This is a genomic window from Pseudorhodobacter sp. W20_MBD10_FR17 (assembly GCF_052119765.1).
Classification (GTDB): Bacteria; Pseudomonadota; Alphaproteobacteria; order Rhodobacterales; family Rhodobacteraceae; genus Pseudorhodobacter.
Window position 1 is genome coordinate 15,364 of the sequence record NZ_JBGQOQ010000025.1, and the last position, 24,875, is coordinate 40,238.

The 24,875-nt window shown below is 58.3% G+C and carries 20 protein-coding genes; 6 read left to right on the forward strand and 14 right to left on the reverse strand.

Going from position 1 to position 24,875, the window contains the following annotated elements; genetic code table 11:
- Positions 1-17: 17 nt before the first annotated feature.
- Positions 18-2,570 carry a leucine--tRNA ligase gene (gene leuS, locus ACEN2J_RS15450; protein WP_442107003.1) on the reverse strand — a complete coding sequence of 851 codons (2,553 nt, stop codon included), beginning with the start codon at positions 2,568-2,570 and terminating at the stop codon, positions 18-20.
- Between the two features lie 96 nt (positions 2,571-2,666).
- Positions 2,667-3,203: a DUF3576 domain-containing protein gene (locus ACEN2J_RS15455; protein ID WP_442107004.1), complete on the reverse strand. Its 537-nt coding sequence runs from the start codon at positions 3,201-3,203 to the stop codon at positions 2,667-2,669.
- 471 nt (positions 3,204-3,674) lie between these two features.
- On the opposite strand from ACEN2J_RS15455, the gene ACEN2J_RS15460 reads away from it, so the two are divergent.
- Both ACEN2J_RS15460 and ACEN2J_RS15465 read left to right on the forward strand, forming a co-directional pair.
- The gene (locus ACEN2J_RS15460) at positions 3,675-4,649 is read left to right on the forward strand and encodes a porin (protein WP_442107005.1); all 975 of its coding nucleotides are present in this window, start codon (positions 3,675-3,677) and stop codon (positions 4,647-4,649) included.
- A 316-nt stretch (positions 4,650-4,965) separates the two neighbouring features.
- Entirely contained in the window at positions 4,966-5,619 is a 654-nt protein-coding gene (locus ACEN2J_RS15465) for a YggS family pyridoxal phosphate-dependent enzyme (RefSeq protein WP_442107006.1), read from the forward strand.
- 16 nt (positions 5,620-5,635) lie between these two features.
- Here the strand turns inward: ACEN2J_RS15465 and ACEN2J_RS15470 are convergent, their stop codons facing one another.
- Both ACEN2J_RS15470 and ribA read right to left on the reverse strand, forming a co-directional pair.
- A complete protein-coding gene (locus ACEN2J_RS15470; RefSeq protein WP_442107007.1) occupies positions 5,636-6,139 on the reverse strand; it encodes a L,D-transpeptidase family protein in 504 nt (167 codons plus the stop codon).
- Positions 6,136-7,218, reverse strand: a complete 1,083-nt coding sequence (ribA, locus tag ACEN2J_RS15475) for a GTP cyclohydrolase II (protein WP_442107008.1) — start codon at positions 7,216-7,218, stop codon at positions 6,136-6,138. Before ribA ends, ACEN2J_RS15470 begins: the two co-directional genes overlap by 4 nt.
- Positions 7,219-7,371: 153 nt before the next feature.
- Between ribA and ACEN2J_RS15480 the strand changes: the two genes are divergently transcribed.
- Together ACEN2J_RS15480 and ACEN2J_RS15485 are read left to right on the forward strand one after the other, a co-directional pair.
- Positions 7,372-8,058 carry a response regulator transcription factor gene (locus ACEN2J_RS15480; RefSeq protein WP_442107009.1) on the forward strand — a complete coding sequence of 229 codons (687 nt, stop codon included), beginning with the start codon at positions 7,372-7,374 and terminating at the stop codon, positions 8,056-8,058.
- A 401-nt stretch (positions 8,059-8,459) separates the two neighbouring features.
- A complete protein-coding gene (locus tag ACEN2J_RS15485; RefSeq protein WP_442107010.1) occupies positions 8,460-9,248 on the forward strand; it encodes an exodeoxyribonuclease III in 789 nt (262 codons plus the stop codon).
- Here ACEN2J_RS15485 and ACEN2J_RS15490 read toward each other — a convergent pair whose 3' ends face one another.
- Positions 9,249-9,701, reverse strand: a complete 453-nt coding sequence (locus ACEN2J_RS15490; RefSeq protein ID WP_442107011.1) for a CreA family protein — start codon at positions 9,699-9,701, stop codon at positions 9,249-9,251.
- Positions 9,702-9,858: 157 nt separating this feature from the next.
- Here ACEN2J_RS15490 and ACEN2J_RS15495 point away from each other — a divergent pair, with 157 nt between their 5' ends.
- Entirely contained in the window at positions 9,859-13,065 is a 3,207-nt protein-coding gene (locus tag ACEN2J_RS15495) for a 4Fe-4S dicluster domain-containing protein (protein ID WP_442107012.1), read from the forward strand.
- A 19-nt stretch (positions 13,066-13,084) separates the two neighbouring features.
- On the opposite strand, the gene ACEN2J_RS15500 is transcribed toward ACEN2J_RS15495, so the two are convergent.
- The 9 genes from ACEN2J_RS15500 to ilvD form a co-directional block, all read right to left on the reverse strand.
- Positions 13,085-14,239, reverse strand: coding sequence for a YHYH protein (locus ACEN2J_RS15500; protein ID WP_442107013.1), 1,155 nt, complete (start codon positions 14,237-14,239; stop codon positions 13,085-13,087).
- 108 nt (positions 14,240-14,347) lie between these two features.
- Entirely contained in the window at positions 14,348-15,586 is a 1,239-nt protein-coding gene (locus ACEN2J_RS15505; RefSeq protein WP_442107014.1) for a saccharopine dehydrogenase family protein, read from the reverse strand.
- Between the two features lie 12 nt (positions 15,587-15,598).
- A complete protein-coding gene (locus ACEN2J_RS15510) occupies positions 15,599-16,693 on the reverse strand; it encodes a carboxynorspermidine decarboxylase (protein WP_442107015.1) in 1,095 nt (364 codons plus the stop codon).
- Positions 16,694-16,947: 254 nt separating this feature from the next.
- Positions 16,948-17,853 carry a LysR family transcriptional regulator gene (locus ACEN2J_RS15515; protein ID WP_442107016.1) on the reverse strand — a complete coding sequence of 302 codons (906 nt, stop codon included), beginning with the start codon at positions 17,851-17,853 and terminating at the stop codon, positions 16,948-16,950.
- A 511-nt stretch (positions 17,854-18,364) separates the two neighbouring features.
- On the reverse strand, positions 18,365-20,380 hold the full coding sequence (locus ACEN2J_RS15520; RefSeq protein ID WP_442107017.1) for an oxidoreductase: 2,016 nt from the start codon (positions 20,378-20,380) through the stop codon (positions 18,365-18,367).
- A gap of 93 nt (positions 20,381-20,473) precedes the next feature.
- The gene (locus tag ACEN2J_RS15525; protein ID WP_442107018.1) at positions 20,474-20,848 is read right to left on the reverse strand and encodes a hypothetical protein; all 375 of its coding nucleotides are present in this window, start codon (positions 20,846-20,848) and stop codon (positions 20,474-20,476) included.
- 24 nt (positions 20,849-20,872) lie between these two features.
- Complete coding sequence (locus ACEN2J_RS15530) at positions 20,873-21,646, reverse strand: DUF6478 family protein (protein WP_442107019.1); 774 nt, start codon at positions 21,644-21,646, stop codon at positions 20,873-20,875.
- A 137-nt stretch (positions 21,647-21,783) separates the two neighbouring features.
- Positions 21,784-22,374, reverse strand: a complete 591-nt coding sequence (locus ACEN2J_RS15535) for a hypothetical protein (RefSeq protein ID WP_442107020.1) — start codon at positions 22,372-22,374, stop codon at positions 21,784-21,786.
- The gene (gene ilvD, locus ACEN2J_RS15540; RefSeq protein ID WP_442107021.1) at positions 22,355-24,088 is read right to left on the reverse strand and encodes a dihydroxy-acid dehydratase; all 1,734 of its coding nucleotides are present in this window, start codon (positions 24,086-24,088) and stop codon (positions 22,355-22,357) included. Before ilvD ends, ACEN2J_RS15535 begins: the two co-directional genes overlap by 20 nt.
- A gap of 118 nt (positions 24,089-24,206) precedes the next feature.
- On the opposite strand from ilvD, the gene ACEN2J_RS15545 reads away from it, so the two are divergent.
- On the forward strand, positions 24,207-24,875 hold the full coding sequence (locus tag ACEN2J_RS15545; RefSeq protein WP_442107022.1) for a hypothetical protein: 669 nt from the start codon (positions 24,207-24,209) through the stop codon (positions 24,873-24,875).

Sequence of the window (24,875 nt, forward strand, 5' to 3'; positions counted from 1 at the left end):
CGCAGATCATTAAAGCTTTAGATAACCACATTCACAATCCGCCCCGGAACAACGATCAGTTTCTTGACAGGTTGCCCCGCAAGGAATTTGACCACAGCATCATCCGCCAGCACAATCTTTTCAACCTCGGATGCAGGCATATCGGCCGGAACGCTGATTTCTCCGCGCCGTTTGCCGTTAATCTGAATCGGCAGGGTGACAGTATCTTGCACCAACATTGCTGCATCGGCCAAAGGCCACGGCGCCACGGCCACCAAACCAGTGCCGCCTTGTTGCGCCCAAATCTCTTCGGAAAGGTGCGGCACCATCGGGCTCATCAACTGCGCCAGCGTGCGTATGGCCTGCACCATCGCAGGCTTGCCCGCTTTGGATTTCGACAAGGTGTTGGTGAATTCATAGAGCTTGGCAATCGCTTTGTTAAAGGCAAAGCCCTCAATCCCGCGGGTTACATCCTCAATCGCGCGGTGCATGGCGCGCAGCAAATCGGTATCACCTTCGCCCGCGCCATCGGTCATCCCGACGATTCGCTCGCTGAGTGTGCTAACGCGGCCAAGGAATTTCGCCGTCGCTTCGGCACCTGATGCTGTCCACTCGACATCACGCTCGGGTGGGCTGTCGGACATCACGAACCAACGCGCGGTATCGGCACCGTAAGTGGCGATAATGCTCATGGGGTCGACGACGTTTTTCTTGGACTTTGACATCTTGATGATTGGCCCCACCTCAACCGGTGTACCATCGCGCAAGGTTGCGCCGCCTTCGGATTTCACTACGTTTTCAGGCAGTTGCCAAATGGGGCGTCCATCGGCACCCTTGGTGGCATAGGTTTCATGCGTTACCATGCCTTGGGTGAACAGTGCGTTGAACGGCTCAATCGCCTTGGCGGGCAAATGCCCCGTCTTAAACATCGCACGGGCAAAGAAGCGGCTGTAGAGCAGGTGCAGAATCGCATGTTCGACCCCGCCGATATACTGGTCAACGTTCATCCAATAGTCAGCATCGGCCAAATTCGTCGGCGTATCGGCATGCGGCGCGGTAAAGCGGGCATAGTACCAAGAGCTATCGACAAACGTGTCCATCGTATCGGTTTCACGCCGCGCCACGGCCCCGCATTTCGGGCAGGTACAGTTGCGCCACGTTGGGTGACGGTCCAGCGGGTTGCCGGGAATATCGAATGTCACGTCATAGGGCAGCTCTACCGGCAGGTTCTCCTTGGCCTCGGGGACAACGCCGCACGCCTCGCAGTGGATAACCGGAATCGGGCAACCCCAATAGCGCTGGCGCGAAACGCCCCAATCGCGCAGGCGGAAGTTGGTCACGCCATGCCCCACGCCCTTTGATTCGCAGAAGGTGATCGCCGCATCCACAGCATCGGCGCCGGTTTGCACCTCGGCCCCCGCAAAGCCGCGAATATAGCGGACAGGTTCCGATTTCATCGGCACAAAGGCCTCGGTCAGCGCGGTTTCCTCGGCACCCTCGGCCACAAACACTGGCGGAATCGGCAAGCCATACTTGGTCGCAAATTCAAAATCGCGCGGGTCATGCGCAGGGCAGCCGAAAATCGCGCCCGTGCCATATTCCATCAGCACAAAGTTCGCGATGTAGACGGGCAATTCCCATGACGTATCAAACGGATGGCGCACACGCACGCCTGTATCCATCCCGCGCTTTTCGGCCTTTTCCAAGGCCTCCTCAGACGTGCCAATCTTGCGGCACTCGGCCACAAAAGCTGCGACCTTTGGGTCGTGCCGTTCCAGATGCTTGGCCAGCGGATGATCGGGGGAAATGGCGGCAAAAGAAGCGCCCATCAGCGTATCGGGCCGCGTTGTATACACCTCTAGCCGGTCAAACCCGTCGGGGGCCTCGGCCAAGGAAAACGCAAACTGCAAGCCGCGCGATTTGCCGATCCAGTTCGCTTGCATCAAGCGCACCTTTTCGGGCCAATCCTTCAGCCCGTCCAGCGCCTCTAGCAATTCAGCCGAATAATCAGAGATTTTAAAGAACCACTGCGTCAGCTCACGCCGCTCGACCACAGCGCCAGAGCGCCAGCCCTTGCCGTCTTCAACCTGCTCATTGGCCAGAACGGTCATATCGACAGGGTCCCAGTTTACCACAGCATTCTTGCGGTACACCAAACCCTTTTCCATCATGTCGATGAACATCGCCTGCTGTTGGGCGTAGTATTCGGGGTCGCAGGTCGCAAATTCACGCGACCAATCAATCGATAGGCCCAAGGGCAACATCTGCCCCCGCATGTCGGCGATATTGCCATAGGTCCAGTCTTTGGGGTGGCCGTTGCTGTCCATAGCGGCGTTTTCGGCAGGCATCCCAAAGGCATCCCAGCCCATCGGATGCAACACCGCAAACCCGCTTGCCAACTTATACCGCGCGACCACATCGCCCATAGTATAGTTGCGCACATGGCCCATATGAATGCGCCCCGATGGATAGGGGAACATCTCTAGCACATAATATTTGGGCTTGGCATCATCGCGCACGGCGGTAAACACGCCGGCCTTATCCCAGGCCTCTTGCCAATGCTTCTCAATTACAGCGGGTTCATAGGGCATAGCGGGCCTCTTTACGGGAACAGATTTCCCGCGCAGTTAACCCACAAGCCGCACGAACGTCCAGAGCGAGGACCCGTTCCGCAAAGCAAAATCGCCTTAAAGCTTGCTATCCTGAATTCGCAACTGCCGCGCCCGCGTCAGAATCGCATCCTCAACGGCCCGCTGGGTATCACGGCTGACGGAAGCGCCACCCCGCGTCTGCAACGACAGCTTCAGGCTGCGTGCATCCAGCGCCGGGTCTTGGATCAAGACTGTGGCACGATACGAACGCCCACCGCCGGGCGGCGTGCCGTAACCGGTGACGATAACCCCAGTGAACGGGTCAACCGATTGCACCGGCAAAAAGCTCAGAATATCCAGGGTCGCGGCCCAGATATACTTGTTCACTTCTACCGTGGTGTTCGGATTGTCCGCATTCTTGAACAAATCAAAAATCGATTTGCGCTCTTTCGCACGGTAAAAGACCTTACCGTCCTGATCGGCCCGCATCTGCGCCTCGGTGTCATTGTTCAGCTGCGCCGCGGCGCGCCGTTCTTCGACACTCGACGCACCGCCGAACATGCCGCCACAGGCAGTCAGTGAAAATATCGCCGCACCAAACACGGTCGCGCGAAAAACAGGATGCAGGCTCATAGGGGTCTCCCAGTTCTTATCAACCTGTGTCTAACTTAGCGCCCCCCTTGGAACAAGGCCTTTCAATACCCTTATATAGCCACACTCTCTATATAGCCCAGAATTTCGCTTGGTTCGGCGGCCTTTCCCCTAAGTTCGACTCAGCTACGGGGCGGGCTTGCACGGATTCGCGCTTTCCCATGGTTACACCCCTTATATGGCCAGTTCGGGCCCCGCGCTGCGGTTTGCTGGCTGTGGCACAGCGTATAAAAGGTGCGAAATAACGGGGCAGGGGGGCTTTATCCCCTGCAAAACCGCCCGCGCCTGACAGCACTGTGACATAGACGCACCACAAACCACCCCATTGCGACCAAGACCTGCCGCAATCGTTGCAATCACGGTCAGAAGAGGTGATTACAGCGTCATACCCAGTTTGGATTTAACCGAGTTGGGCCACACTTTTGAACCTTTGAAAAACACACGAGGGAAGCCATGAAAAACATTCTTATCGCCACAACCGCGCTGGTCGCAACTGCTGGTATCGCGCACGCTGAAGTAGCTGTATCGGGTTCGGCTAAAGCTGGTTTGATCTACAACAGCGAAGGCTCGACAACAGTAAAACTGCTGTCCAAAGCAAACGTTGCTTTCGACGCTTCGGGTGAATCCGATGGCGGCCTGCAGTTTGGTTTCAACACCAACCACATCGTAACCAACAACGGTTCCGTAGACAACGACGACACAACCGTGTTCATGTCGGGCGCTTTCGGCAAACTGTCGTTCGGCGCTGTTGCAGAAGCTGACGAAGTAGCTGGCCTGTCCGACATCGGTTTTGACGGCTTGGACGTTGATGATGTTGCAGAAGCTCTGGTTGGCGACGAGCTGGGCGACCTTGTAGGTACTTCCCTTGGTCACAACGTAAACTACACATACGCAACTGGCCCAATTTCGGCTTCGATCTCCGGTCGTTTGAATACTGACCACGCTGACGCAGGCAAGTCGAGCTACGCAGCTGGTGTTAAGTACTCCTTCGGACAAGGCTATGTTGGCTTGGGCTATGGCGATCACGAAGTTGACACTTTGGGTACAGCTAAAGTTGTGTCGCTGTTCGGTGGCGTAAACGTAGACAACATCAAAGTATCGGCTATGTACTCCGATGCTAACCTTAAATCTGTCGGTGGTGCTAAATTTGGTGCCAAAGCATACGGCATCAACGCTGCTTACACCATGGACGCTTTGACTTTGTCGATGGGCGCTTCGAAAGCAAACTTTGACGCAGGTCTCGGTCTTGTTGACCAGTCCGCATTCGGCATTGGCGCTGCATACAACATGGGTGGCGGCGCAACCGTTTCCGCTGGTATCGCTCGCGTTAAGTCGGTTGGTGACGAAAACCTTTCGGGTACTGCTGCAAAAGCTGGCGCAAGCGCAACAGAAACTCGCGCAGACGTTGGCGTAAGCTTCTCGTTCTAATCCAACCGGATTTGAATGTTGCGGAAAGAGCGGGCCTTGTGCCCGCTCTTTTCTTTTTGCGCATCCGCTTGCCCAATTCGGCTATGCCAGTTTGGCTGTTGGTAAAGGCACCAAAACGCCCCGCAAAGCCTGATGGATTATCACGCATCAAACCGTTGTCGGTGCAGGGCGTAAGGCCGCGTGATGAAACAACACTATTATATTGAAACAATAGGTTAAGCGTTTCCCCGAACGCAGTTCATCGGCTACTTCGGCTGCCCCTTTCCTTTGTGTGCCCCTCGGTCTAACCTGTCACAGACTCGAAAAAGGCCGCAAAATGTCTCTCTCTGCTATCCAATCCCGCCTGATCTCTGCCTGCCAATCTGCGGGCCGCGACAGCGCGTCTGTGACGCTTATCGCGGTTTCAAAAATCCAACCGCTCGATCGGCTCCGCGCTGTTTTATCGGCCGGACACCGGGTTTTCGGCGAAAACTACGTTCAGGAAACACAGGCAAAATGGCCCGATCTGCGCGCCGAATTTGGCCCTGTTCAGGTTCATATGATCGGGCCGCTGCAAACCAACAAGGCCAAGCCAGCGGTTGAGCTTTTCGATGCGATCCACACGCTTGACCGGCCATCGCTTGCCACCAAACTGGCCAACCTCGCCCAAGCGCGCGGCACCAGCCCCGCGCTGTTTATCCAGATCAATATCGGGTCCGAGCCGCAAAAAGCGGGCGTTCTGCCTGCCGAGGCTGACCAATTCATCGCCTCGGCCCGCGCCCTTGATCTGCCGATTTCCGGCCTGATGTGTATCCCCCCCGAAGGCGAAAACAGCACGCCGCATTTTCAGGCCCTCGCGAAAATCGCCGCCGATAACGGGCTAACCGGCCTTTCCATGGGGATGAGCAGCGATTTTGAGGCCGCAATCGCCGCTGGTGCCACCCATATCCGCGTAGGGTCGGCCATTTTTGGCGAGCGCAGCTACGCCTAAAGCCCCCCCGCCGCGCTTAGGCCTTCACCACCAGCCGCGCCCCAAGCCTGACCCGCGCCGCGATCCACAGCAGATCGGCAGGGGCAAAGGCCACGCAACCCGCCGTAGGGTACCCGATTCGCCGCCACTGGTGCAGAAAAATAGCCGAGCCACGGCCCGCTATTGCATTGGGCCAGTTCCAATCGGTCGTCATCACTAAATTATACAAAGGGTCGGCGCGGCGCATGTGTTCATGGCTAAACCGGTGGGGCGCGCGTACCAGCTGGTTATACATGGGGTCGCCCACATCATCGGACCACAAATCACCCAAGCGAATTGGCTGCGCCCAGTCCGGAAGCACCGCGCCGCGCAGCCTGTCAGGCCGGTAAAACATCCCCGTAATGTGGTGAATGCCAACCGGCGTTGCGCCATCGCCTTCGCGTTTATCGCGCGAAATCCCACCGCGCCCGATCGTGCAGGCAAAGCGGCGGCCCGCAAATAACAGGCCAGTGGGGGTTAAAACAAGGTCGGACACGCTCATAGCATATGCCCCGATTTTGCGGCTTTCGTCGCCAGATAATCGGCGTTTTGGTCGGTTTTGCCCACCCGCAGCGGCACCCGTTCCGGCACTTCAATGCCCATGGCCTGCATCATTTTGATCTTGGCAGGGTTATTGGTCAGCAGCCGCACGGATGAAAACCCAAGGCCCCGCAGCATATCGGCACCAAGCCGAAAGTCGCGTTCGTCATCCTCAAAGCCCAGACGGTGATTGGCCTCGACCGTATCAAACCCTTGATCTTGCAGGGAATAAGCCCGCATCTTATTGGCCAGCCCGATGCCGCGCCCTTCTTGGTTCAGGTACAGCAAGATGCCTGCGCCCTCGGCCCCCATCTGGGTTAGGGCGGCATGTAACTGCGGACCGCAATCGCATTTCAAGCTGCCCAAAACATCGCCGGTAAAGCAGGCGGAATGTAGGCGGGCCAAGACTGGTTGCGCGCGGTCTGGGCGGCCCACTTCGATCGCGTAATGTTCCGGCCCGCCATCCTCGGGGCGCAGCACATGCACGCGGCCAACCCCCGCCGCAGCCATCGGCAGGCGCGCGGCGCTGACGGGGTGCAGGGGTGAGTTTCGATTGAGCTCGGGCAGAATGGCAGACAGTGACAGGCGTGTCAGTGCCGCAAAGTCATGGCTATCACACGGGACCGAAACGGCGATGATCGCAGGCAACAGGGGCGCCGATTTTGCCAGCAGGATCGCCGCACGATGCAGATCGGCAGGGCCATCGCGCAAGCTGTGAAACGGCCCTTTCATCGGAAAGCGCAAGTCATCGGCAGGGTCGGCCATCGCCTGTAACCAGCCCAGATCGGCCCCATCCGGCAGCGCAAGCCGCACCAGATCGCCATCATAGGCCGGTACCTTCAGCGTCTCCGCCCGCCGCACGGTCAGCGCCAGCACAGGCTTGCCCAACCCGCGCAGCTCGGCCAAGCGGCTGGCACTTAGCGATTCGACGGCCACAACAAGAATTGCTGCCGCGCCATCGGTCAGCAGAATCGGCACACCCATGCGCATATCGCCCCGCGCGCGGGTTAGTTTCTCAACGATCGACAGGACCAACGCCATAAAAACCCTCGTTTCACCGCCACCATGTAACCATAGCGCCGGGAAATTGAAACATACCGCCCCAAACTGACACGTCCGCGTGAGATGTTTGACGCATATCTTGCCGAAACGGTTACGCAGGCGCATCTGTTTATCAACGAAAAGGAGTAGGCAATGGCACAGTTACGCAAAATTCTGTTGGTCGACGATGACGAAGACCTGCGCGAAGCGCTAAGCGAGCAGCTTGTTATGACCGAAGATTTCGATGTGTTCGAGGCTGGGAACGGCGTTGAAGGCATGGAAAAGGCCAAGGCGGCCTTGTACGACCTAGTGATTCTTGATGTGGGCTTGCCCGATACCGATGGCCGCGAGTTGTGCCGCCGGATGCGCAAAGCGGGTGTGAAAAGCCCGATCCTAATGCTGACCGGCCATGATACCGACGCCGATACTATTCTGGGTCTTGATGCCGGCGCAAATGATTACATCACCAAGCCGTTTAAATTTCCGGTGTTGTTGGCGCGTATCCGTTCGCAACTGCGCCAGCATGAACAATCTGAAGACGCGGTTTTCCAGCTTGGGCCTTACACGTTTAAACCCGCGCAAAAGATGCTGGTTGATGCCAAAGAAAAGAAGATCCGGTTGACGGAAAAAGAGACAAATATCCTTAAGTTTCTGTACCGTGCGTCCTCTGACGTGGTGGCGCGTGATGTGCTGCTGCATGAGGTGTGGGGCTATAACGCGGGCGTCACAACCCACACGCTGGAAACCCATATTTACCGCCTGCGCCAGAAAATTGAGGCCGATCCCTCGAACGCTGCCTTGTTGGTAACTGAGTCCGGTGGCTACAGACTTGTTGCCTAGGTGCCATACTGGCCTCAAAATCGGTATCAAGTTTCAACAAGTTGCCGTTTTTTGATGTATAGTAACTAGACAGTTCCCCTTGTCGCGTCGGGGTTATGGCGCGCAACCTCCCTGTTGGACCTTGGCCGGGCCTTGTGCCCGGTCTTTTTTTGTTCAAATCCAAAGCTTTGTCGCGCTAAAGTTTGGTAAACCTTTTTGGTGTCCACTGAGCTTACTCCCTGTTGAACTGGGCCGGGTTGCAGCAGGGCTGCGCCCGGTCATTTTTACGTCTTGATTTTTCAAGCAACGCGCGTCCCCCCCTTTGTCCCAGCATCCTAAACGCAGGCCCAAACTGCAAAGGGGTTGAGGCTGCCCCGCCCCCGCCCTAGGGTGGCACGAAATTGCAATAGGAGCTGCGCCCCATGTCTTTCACCCTTGCCACTTGGAACATCAATTCGGTTCGTCTGCGCGAAGGTTTGGTGGCGCGGTTGCTGGGCGATGAGGCCCCTGATGTGCTGTGCTTGCAAGAATGCAAAAGCCCGGTTGAGAAAATTCCGTTGGAGCAGTTTCAGGCGCTTGGTTATCGTTACATGGTCGCGCGTGGGCAAAAGGGCTATAACGGCGTGGCGATCCTGTCAAAGCTGCCGTTGATGGATGCGGGCGACCGTGATTTTGCCAACCTCGGCCATGCGCGGCATGTTTCGGCGCGGCTGGAAAACGGCGTGACCATCCATAATTGCTATGTGCCTGCGGGCGGCGATGTGCCCGACCGTGCGGTGAACGAAAAGTTCGGCCAAAAGCTGGATTACCTAACCGAAATGCGCGATTTGTTCCGCTGGGAAAAGCCTGAACGCGCAATCTTGGTTGGTGATCTGAACATCGCCCCGCGCGAAGACGACGTGTGGAGCCATAAGGCCCTGCTGAAAATCGTTAGCCACACCCCGATTGAGGTGGAGCACTTTAACCAAGTGATGGAGGCGGGCGATTGGCATGATGTCACCCGCGCCGATATTCCCGAAGGGCTGCTGTATAGCTGGTGGTCCTACCGCGCCAAAGATTGGGATGCCGCCGACAAAGGTCGCCGGTTGGACCATATCTGGGCCACCGGCGACATCGCCAAATCTGCGCATTCCAGCCGTATCTTGCGCGATGTGCGCGGGTGGGAACAACCCAGCGATCACGTGCCGGTTTTTGCGACCTTTGATCTGTAACTACTTGGGCTGATACAGTGGTATCGTTGACATCGACGTCTTGGCCGACCCTTGGCTTACCTCGCTGCCATGCGCGAGGTAGATCAGGGTTTGGTTCGCCTCATCAAACACGCGGGTCACGCGGATTGATTTAAAAATGATCGACCGGCTTTCTTTGAAAACCTGCTCGCCACCTTTGCCCCGCGCAATATCGCCCAGCGTAATCGGGCCGGTTTGCGTACAGGAAATAGAGGTGTTCGACGGGTCTTCAAACCAGTTGCCTTGTTGCAGACGGTCAATAATCCCACGATCAAAATAGGCCAAGTGGCAGGTGACACCATGCACCTTTGGGTCGCTGATGCTCTCGATTATGATGTCATTACCAAACCAGTCGACGCCCACTTCGCCCACCTTTTCGGCATGGGCAGTCGTGGCCAACAGTAGGGCAAAGGGCAGGCAGATCGCGCGAAGCATGGGCAAATTCCTTTAGGGTCATTGTGAAACGCATAAGCACCCGCTTGGGTTCCCATCTTTTCGAGAACGGGCCTAACAATAATCGCCACGTGCAGCAATTGACATTGCAGCTGCTGTCTAAGACCTTCACGCCAAGCCGATTTAGCAAGGACCAGCCATGCGTGTGTTTTCGATCAAAGACCGTCCCGTCCACCTCGGGCCGTTTCCGCTTGAACGCTTGGCACGTCACAGTGGCGGGGTTGATCTGACTGGACTGCCCACGCCGCAACCCTTGGTGTTTCAGCACGCGGACCCCGAAAACCTGACCAATGCGATGGCGCGGTTTATGGGCATGTTTGATACGGTGCGCGATGGGGCGCTGTCGCACGGCCCTGCCGAAATTCCTACGGGTGCTGCGGCGCGGACCGAGCACCTAAAGGCCGCCAGCTATTATTTTGACGCCTCAATGGTCGGTATCGCGGCTTTGCATGCTGATCACCACCTTGCCGCACCGCACCGTAATCCTGATATTGATGCGCTGCGCAATGAGCTGGAAGCAGGCCAACCCGCCACCCATGCCGCGGGGATTGACCAAATCTATGCCGACGTTCTGGATGCCTCTCGGCTCACCCATGGGCCAATTCCGCACCACAGCCATGCGCTTGTTTTTCTTGTCGAATATACCCGCGACCCTAGCACCGATGAACCCGGCACCGATTGGCTGCACGGCTCTCAGGCCCACCGCGCCGCCCTTCTAGCGAACAATACGGCCGTGGTTATCTCCAGCTATCTGCGTCTTTTGGGGCACAGCGCGCGGGCCCATTCGGCGAGCACATCGGATGTTGACCTGCTGCGATTGGCGGCCAGCGCGGGGTTGGTTGATGCCACGGGCAGAGCCCCTTATGTCGGCAAACGCTTTGCCTTGGCGGCCGTCACCACCACGATGGAGCTGATCCCCGACCAGCCGCTTGGCCGTGATGCTGGCCGTAACGGCTGGCACAGCCATGGCCCTGATTGGCAGATGGGCCGTCACACGCCCCGTTCCGCTGCCACCGCCCAGCCCTTTGCCAAGCGTCCTTTCCACCTTGGACCGTACCCGTTTGAAACCCTGAAACGCGTCGAAAAACCGACCACCTTCATGGATGAACCCCGCATTCCGCGTTTCCCCAAACGGGCCGAGTTTTTCGCCCGCGCGCTGTTTGGCGACATGGGGAAATCGGTGCAAGAGGTGGCCAAGGGCGGCTATTATGTAGTGAAAAGCCCTATCGGGGCCTGCGCCCGCCGTGCGCTGGGGGCGCTTTTGTTGCTGCAATTTGGCGATGCGCGTGGCCCTGAATCGCCCCGATCCAATGACCCCAAACGCAACGCCCAAAACCTGAAAGCGGCCAGCTATTACCTGTCGGCAGATGCCGTGGGCCTGTGCCGTGTGCCGGAATGGGCGTGGTATTCGCACGGCTCCAACGGTGACCCGATCGAGGCGCGCCACCCCCATGCCGTCAACCTGCTGCTAGACCAAGGCTATGACACGATGGAGGGCGCGTCGGGCGATGACTGGATTTCAGTCGCCCAATCCATGCGGGCCTATTTGCGGTTTTCGCTGCTGGGCGGCGTGGTTGGTGAACAAATCCGCCGTATGGGCTATGACGCGCGCGTGCATTCGGTGATCGATGGCGAGGTGCTGCAACCGCCCTTGTTGCTGCTTTCGGGGTTGGGAGAGGTGAGCCGGATTGGCGAGGTGATCCTGAACCCCTATCTCGGCCCGCGCCTGAAGTCGGGCACTGTGACGACGACGATGCCGATGGATCACGATTTGCCCATCGACTTTGGTCTGCAAACATTCTGCAACTCTTGCAACAAATGTGCCCGCGAATGCCCGTCAGGTGCGATCACGGCTGGCCCCAAGCTGATGTATAACGGCTATGAGATCTGGAAATCGGACGCCGAAAAATGCACCCGCTACCGGCTGACCAATTCGGCAGGCGGCATGTGTGGCCGTTGCATGAAAACATGCCCGTGGAACCTTGAAGGGCTGTTTTCCGAAAGCGCCTTTCGCTGGGTCGCGATGAAGGCCCCACAAACCGCCAAGGCGTTGGCCGCGCTCGATGATAAGCTCGGACGTGGTCGCATCAACCCCGTGAAGAAATGGTGGTGGGATATTGAGTTAGACCCGAAATCCGCCCGCTATATCCGTGCCGGTGCCACCAACCAGCGCGAACTCAGCCCCGAGATCGACCTGCAATACAAAGACCAAACCCTTGCCGTTTATCCCGCCGATGTGATGCCGCAGCCCTATCCGGTGGTCCACCCCCTGAACCGCGAGGAAGGCATCAAACGCTACCGCGAATTGCTGTTGCCGACCGAGTACAAGGCGCGGCTGGAACGCGGTGAAACAGACGGCCTTGCCCCCGCGCCACAAGCGCTGAGCGAGCCGCCGGTGTTTCCCGTTATCATCACCAAACGCCAAGACCTTGGCCCCGATGTCGCAAGGTTTGAGCTGCGCCGCGCCGATGGGACCGACCTGCCGGAATTTACCGCAGGTGCGCATATCGATGTGGTGATTGCCCCCGAATATCAGCGCCAATACTCGTTGGCGGGCGACCCGACGGACCGGTCGAAATATGTGCTAGGCCTGTTGCGTGACCCGAACGGGCGGGGTGGCTCGGCTTTGATGCACCGCATTTTCCATGAGGGGCGGCGCCTGTTCATCAGCCCGCCGCGCAACCATTTCCCGCTGGATGAGGCCGCACCCTTTAGCCTGCTGATGGCCGGCGGTATCGGCGTGACGCCGATGATCACGATGGCCCACCGCCTGCACGCGTTGAGCCGTGATTTCGCGCTGCACTATTCTGCCGCCGATAAGCAAGCTGCCGGATTTGCGGAGGAACTGGCCGCGCAACCTTGGGCTAAGCGCGTCGCAACCCACCTATCCAAGGGCGGCGAACGCGCCGATCTGGCCGCGATCATCCCTGACTATAGCGCTGGTTTCCGGCTGTATACCTGCGGGTCCAACCGCTATATGGACGCGGTTTTTGCGGCAGCCACCGCCAAGGGCTGGCCCGAAAGTGCGCTGCTGCGTGAATATTTCACCGTGCCGGAACCGCCCGATTGGGTGAACCATCCCTTCACGCTTGAACTGACCAAGACCGGAAAAACCCTGCATATCCCTGCAGATAAATCCGCAACCGATGTGCTGGCCGAGGCGGGCATTCCCGTGACGACAAAATGTTCAGACGGGATTTGCGGCGTCTGTGCGGTTGCCCACCCCGCAGGCGAGGACATCGAGCATCGTGACTATGTGCTTTCCGCCGCCGAGCGCGAAACGCGGGTCATTTTGTGCTGTTCGCGCGCTAAACAGGCAGGTGGCGTGCTGCGGGTTGATCTGTAACCCGCAGCACGTAGCGGCGTTACTGGCCAGGAGGGGCGGGTAACAGCGCCTTCAATTCGGCCTCGGTCTTACCCAGCTTTGCCGCTGCTGCTGCTATATCGGGCGGGCCGCCTTGTGCGCCGCCCAAGGCTTGCATCAGCTCTTCGGTGGTGATGCCCAGCTTTGTTGCTGCCTCATCGAAACCGGGTGGCAACTGGCCTTGACCGGCGCCTTGGCCACTGCGCGCGGCCCCAACGCCTGCCTTGGCGGTGGTGGAAAAGTTATCCTGCGCCTGAATGCCAACCAAGCACGGCGGCAGGTTTGGAAACGCGGTCGACGCGTGGTAATGATAGGTCCGGCCCAAGGCCGTTTCGCCAATATGGCCATTGCAGGCATCCAGTGCGACAGGGGCTGTGCCGTCGGCCTCGGTGCTGCCAAACATTGCAAAGCCGTCAAACGCATAGCCAAACTGCGCCCCGCTGTCTTGGGTCAGCGCACAAGAGGCATCGACATCCTCGGTCGCATATACCGTGTCGATATCGGTCGCCGTCGCGTGCCAATGGTACCAGCCGCCGGGATCAATGTGGCCGCCGCAGGTATCAAGCGCAGGCATATGGCCGGTTTGCTGAATGCTTGGCGCGTCCGAGAAAATCGGCACCCCGTCTAGCGCGACACCAACCTTACCCACCGTGCCCAACTGGGTTGGCATGGTCGCCATGACCGGCTCAATCGGTAGGCGCATGGTGATCTTTACGCTCTCATCCGCAGTGACATTGATGCAGGCATGATCCACCGTTGGCCGCTGGGTCGCGTTGTCCACCGTATGCACCGTGCCGTCGTCATCAAAAAAGCGATAGCCAAGGCCGTCGAGCATATGCAGGAAATCAGCGTCAATACGGTAGAGCTTGCCGTTCTCGCCCGTCCAATTCCAAATACCGCCTTTGTCATCCAGCGTTGCGGGGCAAAATGGCCCAATCTTCAATCCTTCGGGCATGTAATCGACGGTAAATTCATAGCAGTCCGAGGCGGTGCCGTCCTCAAGAGTGCAGTGAACCACGGCGGGGTGGCCGTCAAACGCGCTTTGGTTGAACGTCTTTAGGTCCGTATGCGCGTTTGCCAAGGCGGGTGCTAAAACGGGGGCGCAGACGACCCCCGTTAGCAACAGGCGGCACAGGCTGCGGGTGAAATGGGTCATTAAAACGGGTCCTTTGGGCGGGTGTCTGGGGTGGTTTAAAACAAAAGCAGCGGCCACGCGGGGCCGCTGCTTGGGTAGTTGTACGAATGCGTCGGTGCTTTCCGTCGCTTAAAGTTCCACAGCACGGTCGCCTGCGGCGTCTTTGATTCGGGTGGGCAGGCCCATTTTCGCCAGCAAACCAAGGAAGGGCTTGGGGTCCATATCCTCAACATTGGCCATATGGCCTACGTCCCAAACGCCATTCGCGATCAGCATCGCGGCGGCCACAGGCGGCACGCCAGCGGTATAGGAAATGCCCTGAGAGCCGACCTCATTAAAGGCATCCTTGTGGTCGGCGACATTATAGACAAACACCTCAACCGGCTGGCCGTCTTTGGTGCCTTTGACAAAATCTCCGATGCAGGTTTTTCCAGTATAGTCCGGCGCAAGGCTGCTTGGGTCGGGCAGCACGGCCTTGACCAGCTTTAGCGGTACAACCTCTAGCCCCTCGGCGGTGGTGACGGGCTGTTCCGACAGCAGGCCAAGGTTTTTCAGAACGGTAAAGACGTTGATGTAATGGTCGCCAAAGCCCATCCAAAACCGGACATCGGCATGGGGATAGCGGTTGGCCAACGAGTGCACCTCATCATGGCCCGACATGTAGGATTTTTGCTTGCCGACGACGGGCAGGTCATCTTCGCGCCCCACCTCAAACATCGCGTTTTCTTGCCACGCACCGCTTTGCCAGCTGTAAACCGTGCCGGTGAATTCGCGAAAGTTGATCTCGGGGTCGAAATTGGTGCTGAAATACTTGCCGTGACTGCCCGCGTTGATATCCACGATATCAATGCTGGTCACTTCGTCCATGCACGCGTCCACGGCATAGCGGGCAAAGGCATTCACAACGCCCGGATCAAACCCTGCGCCCAAAATCACGGTTACACCGGCGGCGCGGCAGGCCTCGCGCTTTTTCCATTCATAGTTGCCATACCACGGCGGGATCTCGCAAATCTTACCGGCGTCTTCATGGATTGCGGTGTCGATATAGGCCGCACCTGTGGCGATGCAGGCATCCATCACCGTCATGTTCACAAAGGGAGAGCCCACATTGATGACAATCTGCGCGCCGGTTTGGGCGATCAGCGTTTTCACGGCGACCACATCCATCGCGTCCAGCGTATAGGTGTGAAACGCCCCCGGCACCTTCATCGCTGCCTTGACGCGCACCGATTCTACAATCTCGTCGCATTTGGCGACGGTGCGGCTGGCGATATGCAGGTCGCCCAACACGTCATTATTCTGCGCGCATTTATGCGCCACAACCTGCGCCACGCCACCAGCCCCGATGATCAAAACATTGCGTTTCATATCACGCCTCCTTCAGCCCAAATTGCTTTCAAAATCACCATAGTCAAAGGTCCGCGCGACGGTCAGTGACCCATCCAATTCGCGCAGCACAATCGACGGCATCTTCACGCCGTTAAACCAGTTCTTTTTAACCATTGTGTAACCGGCGGCATCGGCAAGGCTTAACCTGTCGCCAATCTGTAACGGCGCGGCAAAAGAAAACTCGCCAAACACATCACCAGCAAGGCAGGATTTGCCGCAGACCATGAAAGGATGGTCGCCTGCCACGTCCATCTTAGCGGCTTCGCGGTAAATCAGCAAATCGAGCATATGCGCCTCGACCGAGGCATCGACGATGGCCAAATCCTTGCCGTTGTTCAGAACATCCAGCACCGTCACCTCTAGGCTGGCGGTGTTGGTAATTGCGGCCTCGCCCGGCTCTAGGTAAACCTGCACGCCAAAGCGATCGGAAAAGGCCCGCAGACGCGCGGCCAGCGCCTCAATCGGGTAGCCTTCGCCGGTAAAGTGAATGCCGCCGCCAAGGCTGACCCAGTCCAATTGCGCTAGGAAATCGCCAAACTCTGTTTCAATGCGGGACAGCTGCTGGTCAAACAGATCAAAATCGCCGTTTTCGCAGTTATAATGAATCATCACGCCCGAGATTTGATCGACCACGGCGTTCAGCTTGGCCAAATCCCATTCGCCCAAGCGGCTGAATGGGCGGGCAGGGTCTGCCAGATCGAAATGTGAGGTTGAAAACTGCGGGTTCAGGCGCAAGCCCCGCGCGATGCCTGCGGTTTTGCCTGCAAAGCGGGAAAGCTGACTGATCGAGTTGAAGATGATCTTATCGGCGTAACCGACAGCCTCATCCACCTCATCCTCGGCCCAGGCAACCGAATAGGCGTGTGTCTCGCCGCCGAATTTCTGGCGGCCCAAGCGCAGCTCATACAGGCTGCTGGATGTCGTGCCATCCATATGGGCCTTCATCGCGTCAAAGGCGGGCCAAGTGGCAAAACACTTCAACGCCAGCAAACATTTTGCACCGGAAAGATCGCGCAAGCGGTCAATCTTGGCCATGTTCACGGCGAGTTTTGTTTTGTCGATAAGGTAGTATGGCGTCGGTATCATGGCATCCCCCAACAATCGGTAAACCCGCGAAAGGCAAGGGTGGCGTGATAGGGCAGTCAAGTCGTTGATGCAAGCCATAGGCGCAGCAATTCAGCGCGGGGGGCCGCCAAGGGCGCACTCCCGCCATTCGTTGACGCTGGCGCGTCGCCTCAAGGTTGGGCCGGGCCCCGCCTGCGTGCCGCAGTCGGCGACAGCGCGCAACGGCAAAGGCCGGGGCCATTATGACCCCGACCCTAAAAGATTGCATGGCAGGTTTACCAGATGTCCGGCCCCTTATCGGCATATCGTCGCGCCAGAAAGTCGATAAAGGCGCGCACTTTGGGTTGGGTAAAGCGGCCCGGCGGGTAGACGGCATAAACCCCAAGCGTTTCTACCGGAAGGTCGGGGATAGCCTCTTCGACCTGCCCCTTTTTCAGCGCATCCGCATAGAGGAACGATGGCAAATACGCGATGCCAAGCCCGGAAATCGCAGCATTCAGCAAGGATTGCCCGTCATTCACTGTCAGCCAGCCAGCCGTCCGCACTTGGCGCTTTTCCCCCGTGGGTGACGGAATTTTCCACATGTTGCCATTGGCTTGGTTCGAGTAATGCAGCAGCTTATGGTCGTTCAGGTCGTCAATTTTCATTGGCCGTCCGTATTTCTGGAAATAGTTAGGCGAGGCAACCATCCGCTTTGACGTCTCGGTCAGTTTGCGGGCGCGCAGGCTGCTATCCTCTAGGTCGCCAATCCGGACGGCCATGTCAAAGCCTTCCGAGATCAGCTCCACATAGCGGTTGTTCAGCACCATGTTGACCGTAATATCGGGATATTCGAGCAGAAAATCCCCCAAAATTGGTGACAACAGGTTGACGCCAAAATCGGTGGCAACCGAGATGCGCAGCAACCCCGAGGGCGCCGATTGCATAGAGGTGACCAGCGCATCCGCCTCGCCCGCGTCATTCAGCACACGGCGCGCACGATCGTAATAGGCAAGGCCAATCTCGGTCGGGCTAACGCGGCGGGTGGTGCGGTTCAGCAGCCGCGCCCCCAGACGCGCCTCAAGCGCCGAGACGTGCTTGGAAACAGCAGATTTTGAAATCCCCATTTTCTTGGCCGCATCGGTAAAGCCGCCTTGATCCACCACAGTGGCGAAAGCTTCCATTTCAGTTAATCGATCCATTGTTCTCCCCATGCGCTAAGTGCAGGTCCATGCCCCTTACTGTTCCTAGAATCAGGCAACATAGGGGCGCTGGCGCGGCTAGTCCGAGGTAATTGCGTGTATCGTTAATAGAGGGGAAACAAACAGCCGTCGCCAAAAGGTGCAAATTGGGGGGATAAACGGTTGGCGGAAACGATTGCCAAAACGCGATCTGGCATGAAACAGCGCTGAAAATATTGCCAACCCGACGCAGGTCTGTCGATGATCCCCGCCGATGCGCCGAGCGTCGTTCCAAAATCGCCGCGCCATAGTGGTGCGTGGCAGCGAGATGCCCCAGACCGTCCCCGAAAAAGGCAAAACGAGGACCGTTTTAAGGAAGCCCGTGGCTGTGACGTGATAGGTAGTTTGGCCGATGGCCAGAGTGACGCTGCGGAATAGGGGTCCGCGATTTGGGCGAGGCTTTGCGCCTAGTATCCAACCCGAAAACGCCCCTGTGCAGGCTTCCCCCTACGCTATCCGCAGCAACTTACCTTTAAATCGCGGCGCCCAGCCGCGCGCCTTGGTCGATGGCGCGTTTTGCGTCCAGCTCCGCGGCTACATCTGCGCCGCCAATCACATGGGGTTTCATGCCAGCCGCCTCCAGCGCATTGGCGAGCGCCCGATTGGGCACTTGGCCCGCGCACATCACAACCGTATCCACGGCCAGTAACTCTGGCCCGTCAGACGTGCTGATCTGCAACCCCTCGGGCACGACGGCCTCATAAGATACCCCGCCGCGCATTTGCACGCGTTTCATTTGCAGGGCCGTACGGTGAATCCAGCCCGTGGTCTTGCCCAAACGCCGACCCAGTTTTTCCGCTTTGCGCTGCAACAGCACCACTTGGCGGGCGGGGGCCTCGGGTTGCGGGCCTGTGGCGGCCAAACCACCCGCCACATCGGCAGGGTCGCCGACACCCCACTCGCGTTTCCACAGATCAAGGTCTTCGGTCGGGCTGTCACCGGCCTGCACCAAATATTCGGCCACATCAAAGCCAATACCGCCTGCGCCAACCACGGCCACACGCGGCCCCACCGCTGCGCCGGTCAAAACCGCCTCATAGCCCAACACATTCGCCGCATCTTGGCCCGCAATCTCCGGATCGCGCGGCAAAACGCCGGTGGCCACGACCACCTCATCAAAACCCGTCAGTGCTTGGGTGTCTGCGCGATGGTTTAAATGCACCTGCACGCCAGCCTGTACCAGCATTACGCCAAACCAATCGACAAGCCCGCGAAACTCTTCTTTTCCGGGCACAGCCTTGGCCAAAATCAGCAGGCCACCAACCTGTGCAGAGGCCTCAAACAAGTCCACCTTATGACCACGCTGCGCGGCCACAATCGCACACATCATGCCAGCGGCACCGGCCCCGACAATTGCCACGCGTTTGGGCGCGGTGGTGGGGGAATAGACCAGTTCTGTTTCCGAACAGGCGCGGGGGTTCACAAGGCAAGACGTCAACTTGCCGCTGAAGGTATGGTCCAAACAGGCCTGATTGCAGGCGATACAGGGCGCGATTTCTGCCGCGCGCCCCGCCGCCGCCTTGGCCACAAAATCAGGATCGGCAAGAAAAGGCCGCGCCATCGAAACCATATCGGCTTGGCCATCGGCCAAAATTTCCTCGGCCACTTCCGGCGCGTTGATCCGGTTGGACGCAATGACGGGTATGCTCACCTCGGGGCGCAACCGCGCGGTGAGCCACGCAAAGGCCGCACGCGGAACCGATGTTGCAATCGTCGGCACCCGCGCCTCATGCCAGCCAATGCCGGTGTTCAGCAGTGTCGCGCCCGCAGCCTCAATGGCTTTGGCAAGCAGCACAACCTCATCCCAAGTGGACCCATCTGGCACCAGATCGATCAGGCTGATCCGGTAAATCAGGATAAAATCAGCCCCCACCGCCGCGCGAACACGGCGCACCACGTCTACCGGCAGGCGCATGCGGTTGGCATAATCGCCGCCCCATTCGTCGGTGCGTTTGTTCACATGGCGGGCCAAAAACTGGTTCAGGAAATAGCCCTCTGACCCCATAATCTCAACACCGTCATAGCCCGCCTCACGCGCCCGCACCGCCGCCGTGACGATATCCGCAATCTGCGCCTCAATGCCTGCCGCATCTAACGCGCGGGGTGCAAAGGGCGAGATCGGCGATTTCACGGCACTGGCCGACACGCAATCCTTGCTATAGGCATAGCGCCCCGCGTGCAAAATCTGCATCGCAATGCGCCCGCCTGCGGCATGCACGGCATCGGTCACCTGCCGGTGGTTTGCAATGTCTTGCGCGGAAAAAAGACCCGCAGCCCCCGGAAATACGCCGCCTTCGGCATTCGGTGCCATGCCGCCGGTGACAATCAGTGCCACGCCGCCCCGCGCCCGTGCGGCGTAAAACGCGGCCACCCGCGCCCAATCGCCGGTTTCTTCAAGGCCCGTATGCATCGACCCCATCAATACGCGGTTGGGCAAGGTCACAAAGCCCAGATCAAGCGGTTCCATCATATGCGGGTAATGCGTCATAGCGGCCTCCAAACCTTTGCCAAACCATGCCGCAGCGCAGTTGCGCTGTCACCCACAACGCAACGTCAAAGCGAAAAAGCTAAAGGTCTGGAGTCAGCCTGCGGTTTCCAAGCAATGCCGCCGAAACGCGCGTTTCAGCATGTCCAACTCGGCCCGCATCAAATCCATCTCGGCGCGAATATCATTTTCCATTGCGACACCGGTAATGATGGTGAATTGCCCCAGCTGCGCCCCCGTGCCACAGTCGCAGATCAAAAACGTCTGTACCCCTTCTGACAGTGCATCGGCCGGAATCGGCACCCGTACGGCCCAATCACCGGCGCGTTCGGGAATGGAAACCACAGAAACGCCCGCGATTGGTGCGCCCAAAAGCAGCACCTCAAGCTCGGGTTGGTCCGCAGCGCCGCTTAGCACCCCTTCCCAAACACCCGCCCGCAGCCGTGTTTTTGTCAGCTTGGCCTCACTCATCATAGCGCTCCTTTTTGGCCCCGATCACAGCTCGGCCCTCGGCCTGCGCGAAAAGGTCAGGTCCCGCAAAATGACTTGGTTCATTTCAGGGCCTTCAAAAATCAAATCCACCCAAATCCGCTCAACCCGCTTTTCGTTCAGCTTGGTATAGGCGAGATCAAACTCTACCTTTACCTCGGCCTCATGCAGCGGCAACTCACGCACCACTTGTTCCACATTGGGGCCATGCTTGATGTTTAGCCGCGCAAAAATTTCCAGCGGTTTTTCCATTTCAACGACGGCATCCAGCTGAATCAGATGCGTCATCCTTAGGCCTTCGACAGCGTCATCCGGCAGCTCCAGCACCAGCGACAGAAACGATCCGTCAAATCGGAAAACATCCATGCGCAGGCCAAACGGTGCCAAATCGGTTGCGCGGGTGTTGCGTACTTGGCGCACCGTCAGCTCACTGCGGCGGCAATCGTGAAACACGGTGGTCCCGTCACAAATCATCGCTTTGTTCTGCACCGATGACAGGCCCGGCACCGGAATCGGGCCTTTCCACAACATTGGCCGCCACGACCAATCTGTGCCCATCGGCCTGGACATCGCATTCGATCCAATAATCGGCATCGCCAGCCGATGTTCCGCCAAATGGATCACCCTATCCAGATTGCGGCGCAACGCCAACGCATGCGCACGATAGAGCCGCAGGCGCGCTAAATCGAGGCTGCCTGCAAAATCTGCAAGCCTACGCCAGCGACGCAGAACACTGCGATGTATAAGCCTGTCTACCAGCCGGTCGCCCTGTTTTCTCATTCGCCGCGTCTTTACCTTGGTACTTGGTCACCCACATTGTTGACCTTATGGAAACGATTCCTTTATTGACGCAAAACGATTAAGACTCCACCCTGTTTTCTGTTATCCGCGCGAACAAGACGCTTGTTTTGTAAGCCTCATAAGCCATTGGCCGCGCGCATCGCATCAATAAAGCGGGTGATCAGACGTTTTCCCGACGCAGGCGTAAGCGTTGTGTTTTGCCGTGGTCGTACGGTTAGCGTTACCAATCGCCCGTCAACCTGCATCAAAGCGCGCCATGACTCGCTTGGCTGGCCTTGCGCTACGCGTGTTAGCTGCAAAATCACGGCTGCTTTGTAATCGTCAACCGCATGTACGTTGATATCGTCATTGCTGTTTTCGCCGCGCAATGCCGATTTGCCGTCTTGGGTGTTGAAATACGGCCCCATTGTGCTGCTTTTCAGGGTTATGCCTGTGGCGCTCGCGCTACTCCCAACCGTTGCTGCCAAAACGGGGCCCAGTTTGCCATTACACGGGGCAAAGGCGACAAAGCTGGCGTCGTCAAGCAACCGCTGGGTGCTTGGCAACGGGCAAAACCCCGCAGGCCCCGCCAATTCGATATCCGCAAAAGACAGGGTTGTGGGCTCTGCTCCGGCACCTGATGCCAGATCCCCGCCGGTGCTATCGGGCATAACGCAGCCCGATAGCAACAACGAGATTAGGACCGCTTTACTGATCCATATAGACATGGCGCTCTTCTTTCGCGCCGGGGTGGGTAACAGCCCCAAGCCGTGCACCACCGACAAGGCGCGCATATTTCCACAACGCACCGCTGTCATATTCGGTCTGGCGCGGGCCTTTCCAATTGGCTTTACGCTCGGCCAGTTCTTCATCGGTCAGGTCAACCGACAATTCCCCCGTGATCGCGTTCAGGGTAATGATATCGCCGTTTTGCAGCAGCGCAATCGGGCCGCCATGGGCTGCCTCTGGCCCAACGTGGCCGACGCAGAACCCACGGGTTGCACCCGAGAAACGACCATCGGTGATCAGGGCCACTTTTTTGCCCATGCCTTGACCCGACAGCGCAGCCGTGGTCGACAGCATTTCGCGCATACCGGGGCCACCTGCTGGGCCTTCATTGCGGATAACGATCACTTCGCCTTCTTTGTATTGGCGGGCCTTTACGGCCTCGAACGCATCTTCTTCACATTCGAACACGCGGGCTGGGCCGGTGAACGATTGCTCTTGGGTCGCCATGCCCGCCACTTTCACAATCGCACCTTCGGGTGCAAGATTGCCTTTCAGGCCCACGACGCCGCCTGTGCGGGTAAGTGGCGCGGAAACCGGGTGGATAACGCGGCCATCGGCCTCACCCTGAATACGGTCCAACTCTTCGCCCATGCTACGGCCAGAGGCTGTCATACAATCTTCGTGCATCAGGCCCGCTTTGCGCAGTTCCTTCATGACAACAGGAACGCCGCCTGCCTCATACAGATCTTTGGACACGAACTGACCGCCCGGTTTCAGATCGACAAAATACGGCGTGTCGCGGAAAATCTCGGCCACGGCGAACAGGTCGAAGTCGATTCCCGCCTCATGCGCGATGGCGGGCAAGTGCAGCGCAGCATTGGTCGAACCACCGGTACAAGCCACAATCCGCGCCGCGTTTTGCAGTGATTTCAGCGTCACGATATCACGGGCGCGGATGTTTTTCTCGATCAGGTTCATCACGGCTACGCCGGATGCCTCGCCATACATATCGCGCGACTCGTAAGGCGCGGGCGCACCGGAGGAGTTCATCAGCGCAAGGCCAATCGCCTCGGACACGCAGGCCATGGTGTTGGCGGTAAACTGGCCACCACAGGCACCGGCCGACGGGCAAGCGATGCGTTCCAGAATTTCCAGCTCGGCGTCTGTCATGTTGCCAGCTTGGTGTTGGCCAACGGCCTCGAATACATCCTGAACCGTCACATCTTTGCCGTTCAAACGGCCCGGCAAGATCGACCCACCATAGATAAACACCGATGGCGTGTTCAAACGTACCATCGCCATCATCATCCCCGGCAAGGATTTATCGCAACCGGCAAGGCCGACAATCGCGTCATAGCAGTGGCCGCGCATGGTCAGTTCCACGGTGTCGGCAATCGCCTCACGCGATGCCAAGGACGAGCGCATGCCTTCATGGCCCATCGCGATACCGTCGGTCACGGTGATGGTGGTAAATTCGCGCGGGGTGCCGCCGCCCTTTTTCACGCCGCCTTTAACAGCCTGCGCCTGACGGTTCAGCGAGATGTTACAGGGCGCCGCCTCGTTCCAACAGGTCGCAACCCCAACCCACGGCTGGTGGATTTCTTCCTCAGAAATCCCCATCGAATAGAAATACGACCGGTGCGGCGCGCGCGATGGCCCCTCGGTCACATGGCGGGATGGAAGCTTGGATTTATCAAAACGCTGGTTGGTCATGGCTGGTCCTCCGGTAAATCGGTTGCGCAAAGGGATAAAGCGGCTGTGGCAAAGGGGCAAGACACAGATTGCATGGCATTGCGCGGGCGCATAGGGTTTCGCTAGGTAAAGAGGTCTTATGCGCCGCATCACATCACTGGATCTGCTGGAAAAGCTGGGTAAGACACGCCTGTCGCGGCATTTCTTCGCACGCGACTTTCTGTATTCCGAAATTGGCAATTTTCACGGCATGCCAAACCTGCCCGAGAATGTGGACCTGTTCCTTGCCGCGGGTGCGGCGTTTTGCGTGGAGCTGCTGGACCCGATTGTTGAAACCTTTGGGCCTGTGGCGGTGCGATCTGCTTATCGCAGCCCAAGCGTGAATAAGTTCGGCAATGACCATGATCTGAAATGCGCGCGCAATGAGGCGAATTTCGCAGGGCATATCTGGGACAGGCGTGACGGCGCGGGCCGGATGGGGGCCTGTGTTTCGGTGGTGGTGCCGTGGTTTGCCGATCAATACAACGCGGGCCGCGATTGGCGTGATCTGGCGTGGTGGGTGCATGACCATCTTCCCTATCATGAGATGTGGTTTTTCTCCACCAATGCTGCGTTCAACCTAACGTGGCGCCAAGATCCGGGCAGGGTGATTTCGTCCTATATGGCCCCGCGCGGTAAACTGCTTGCAGTCGGTTGCGAACCTGTTGAAGATTTGCCCACGCGCCGCGCCCGCTATGCCGATTTTCCGGCGTTCCGTGGCATATCCTACCCCACCATTCCGGCCCGCTGGGCCAAAGCCAAGGATTAG

Excerpts from the sequence above, each read along its gene's own strand:
- leuS (WP_442107003.1), bottom strand. The coding sequence starts at position 2,570 with ATGCCCTATGAACCCGCTGTAATTGAGAAGCATTGGCAAGAGGCCTGG.
- ACEN2J_RS15455 (WP_442107004.1), bottom strand. The coding sequence starts at position 3,203 with ATGAGCCTGCATCCTGTTTTTCGCGCGACCGTGTTTGGTGCGGCGATA.
- ACEN2J_RS15460 (WP_442107005.1), top strand. The coding sequence starts at position 3,675 with ATGAAAAACATTCTTATCGCCACAACCGCGCTGGTCGCAACTGCTGGT.
- ACEN2J_RS15465 (WP_442107006.1), top strand. The coding sequence starts at position 4,966 with ATGTCTCTCTCTGCTATCCAATCCCGCCTGATCTCTGCCTGCCAATCT.
- ACEN2J_RS15470 (WP_442107007.1), bottom strand. The coding sequence starts at position 6,139 with ATGAGCGTGTCCGACCTTGTTTTAACCCCCACTGGCCTGTTATTTGCG.
- ribA (WP_442107008.1), bottom strand. The coding sequence starts at position 7,218 with ATGGCGTTGGTCCTGTCGATCGTTGAGAAACTAACCCGCGCGCGGGGC.
- ACEN2J_RS15480 (WP_442107009.1), top strand. The coding sequence starts at position 7,372 with ATGGCACAGTTACGCAAAATTCTGTTGGTCGACGATGACGAAGACCTG.
- ACEN2J_RS15485 (WP_442107010.1), top strand. The coding sequence starts at position 8,460 with ATGTCTTTCACCCTTGCCACTTGGAACATCAATTCGGTTCGTCTGCGC.
- ACEN2J_RS15490 (WP_442107011.1), bottom strand. The coding sequence starts at position 9,701 with ATGCTTCGCGCGATCTGCCTGCCCTTTGCCCTACTGTTGGCCACGACT.
- ACEN2J_RS15495 (WP_442107012.1), top strand. The coding sequence starts at position 9,859 with ATGCGTGTGTTTTCGATCAAAGACCGTCCCGTCCACCTCGGGCCGTTT.
- ACEN2J_RS15500 (WP_442107013.1), bottom strand. The coding sequence starts at position 14,239 with ATGACCCATTTCACCCGCAGCCTGTGCCGCCTGTTGCTAACGGGGGTC.
- ACEN2J_RS15505 (WP_442107014.1), bottom strand. The coding sequence starts at position 15,586 with ATGAAACGCAATGTTTTGATCATCGGGGCTGGTGGCGTGGCGCAGGTT.
- ACEN2J_RS15510 (WP_442107015.1), bottom strand. The coding sequence starts at position 16,693 with ATGATACCGACGCCATACTACCTTATCGACAAAACAAAACTCGCCGTG.
- ACEN2J_RS15515 (WP_442107016.1), bottom strand. The coding sequence starts at position 17,853 with ATGGATCGATTAACTGAAATGGAAGCTTTCGCCACTGTGGTGGATCAA.
- ACEN2J_RS15520 (WP_442107017.1), bottom strand. The coding sequence starts at position 20,380 with ATGACGCATTACCCGCATATGATGGAACCGCTTGATCTGGGCTTTGTG.
- ACEN2J_RS15525 (WP_442107018.1), bottom strand. The coding sequence starts at position 20,848 with ATGAGTGAGGCCAAGCTGACAAAAACACGGCTGCGGGCGGGTGTTTGG.
- ACEN2J_RS15530 (WP_442107019.1), bottom strand. The coding sequence starts at position 21,646 with ATGAGAAAACAGGGCGACCGGCTGGTAGACAGGCTTATACATCGCAGT.
- ACEN2J_RS15535 (WP_442107020.1), bottom strand. The coding sequence starts at position 22,374 with ATGTCTATATGGATCAGTAAAGCGGTCCTAATCTCGTTGTTGCTATCG.
- ilvD (WP_442107021.1), bottom strand. The coding sequence starts at position 24,088 with ATGACCAACCAGCGTTTTGATAAATCCAAGCTTCCATCCCGCCATGTG.
- ACEN2J_RS15545 (WP_442107022.1), top strand. The coding sequence starts at position 24,207 with ATGCGCCGCATCACATCACTGGATCTGCTGGAAAAGCTGGGTAAGACA.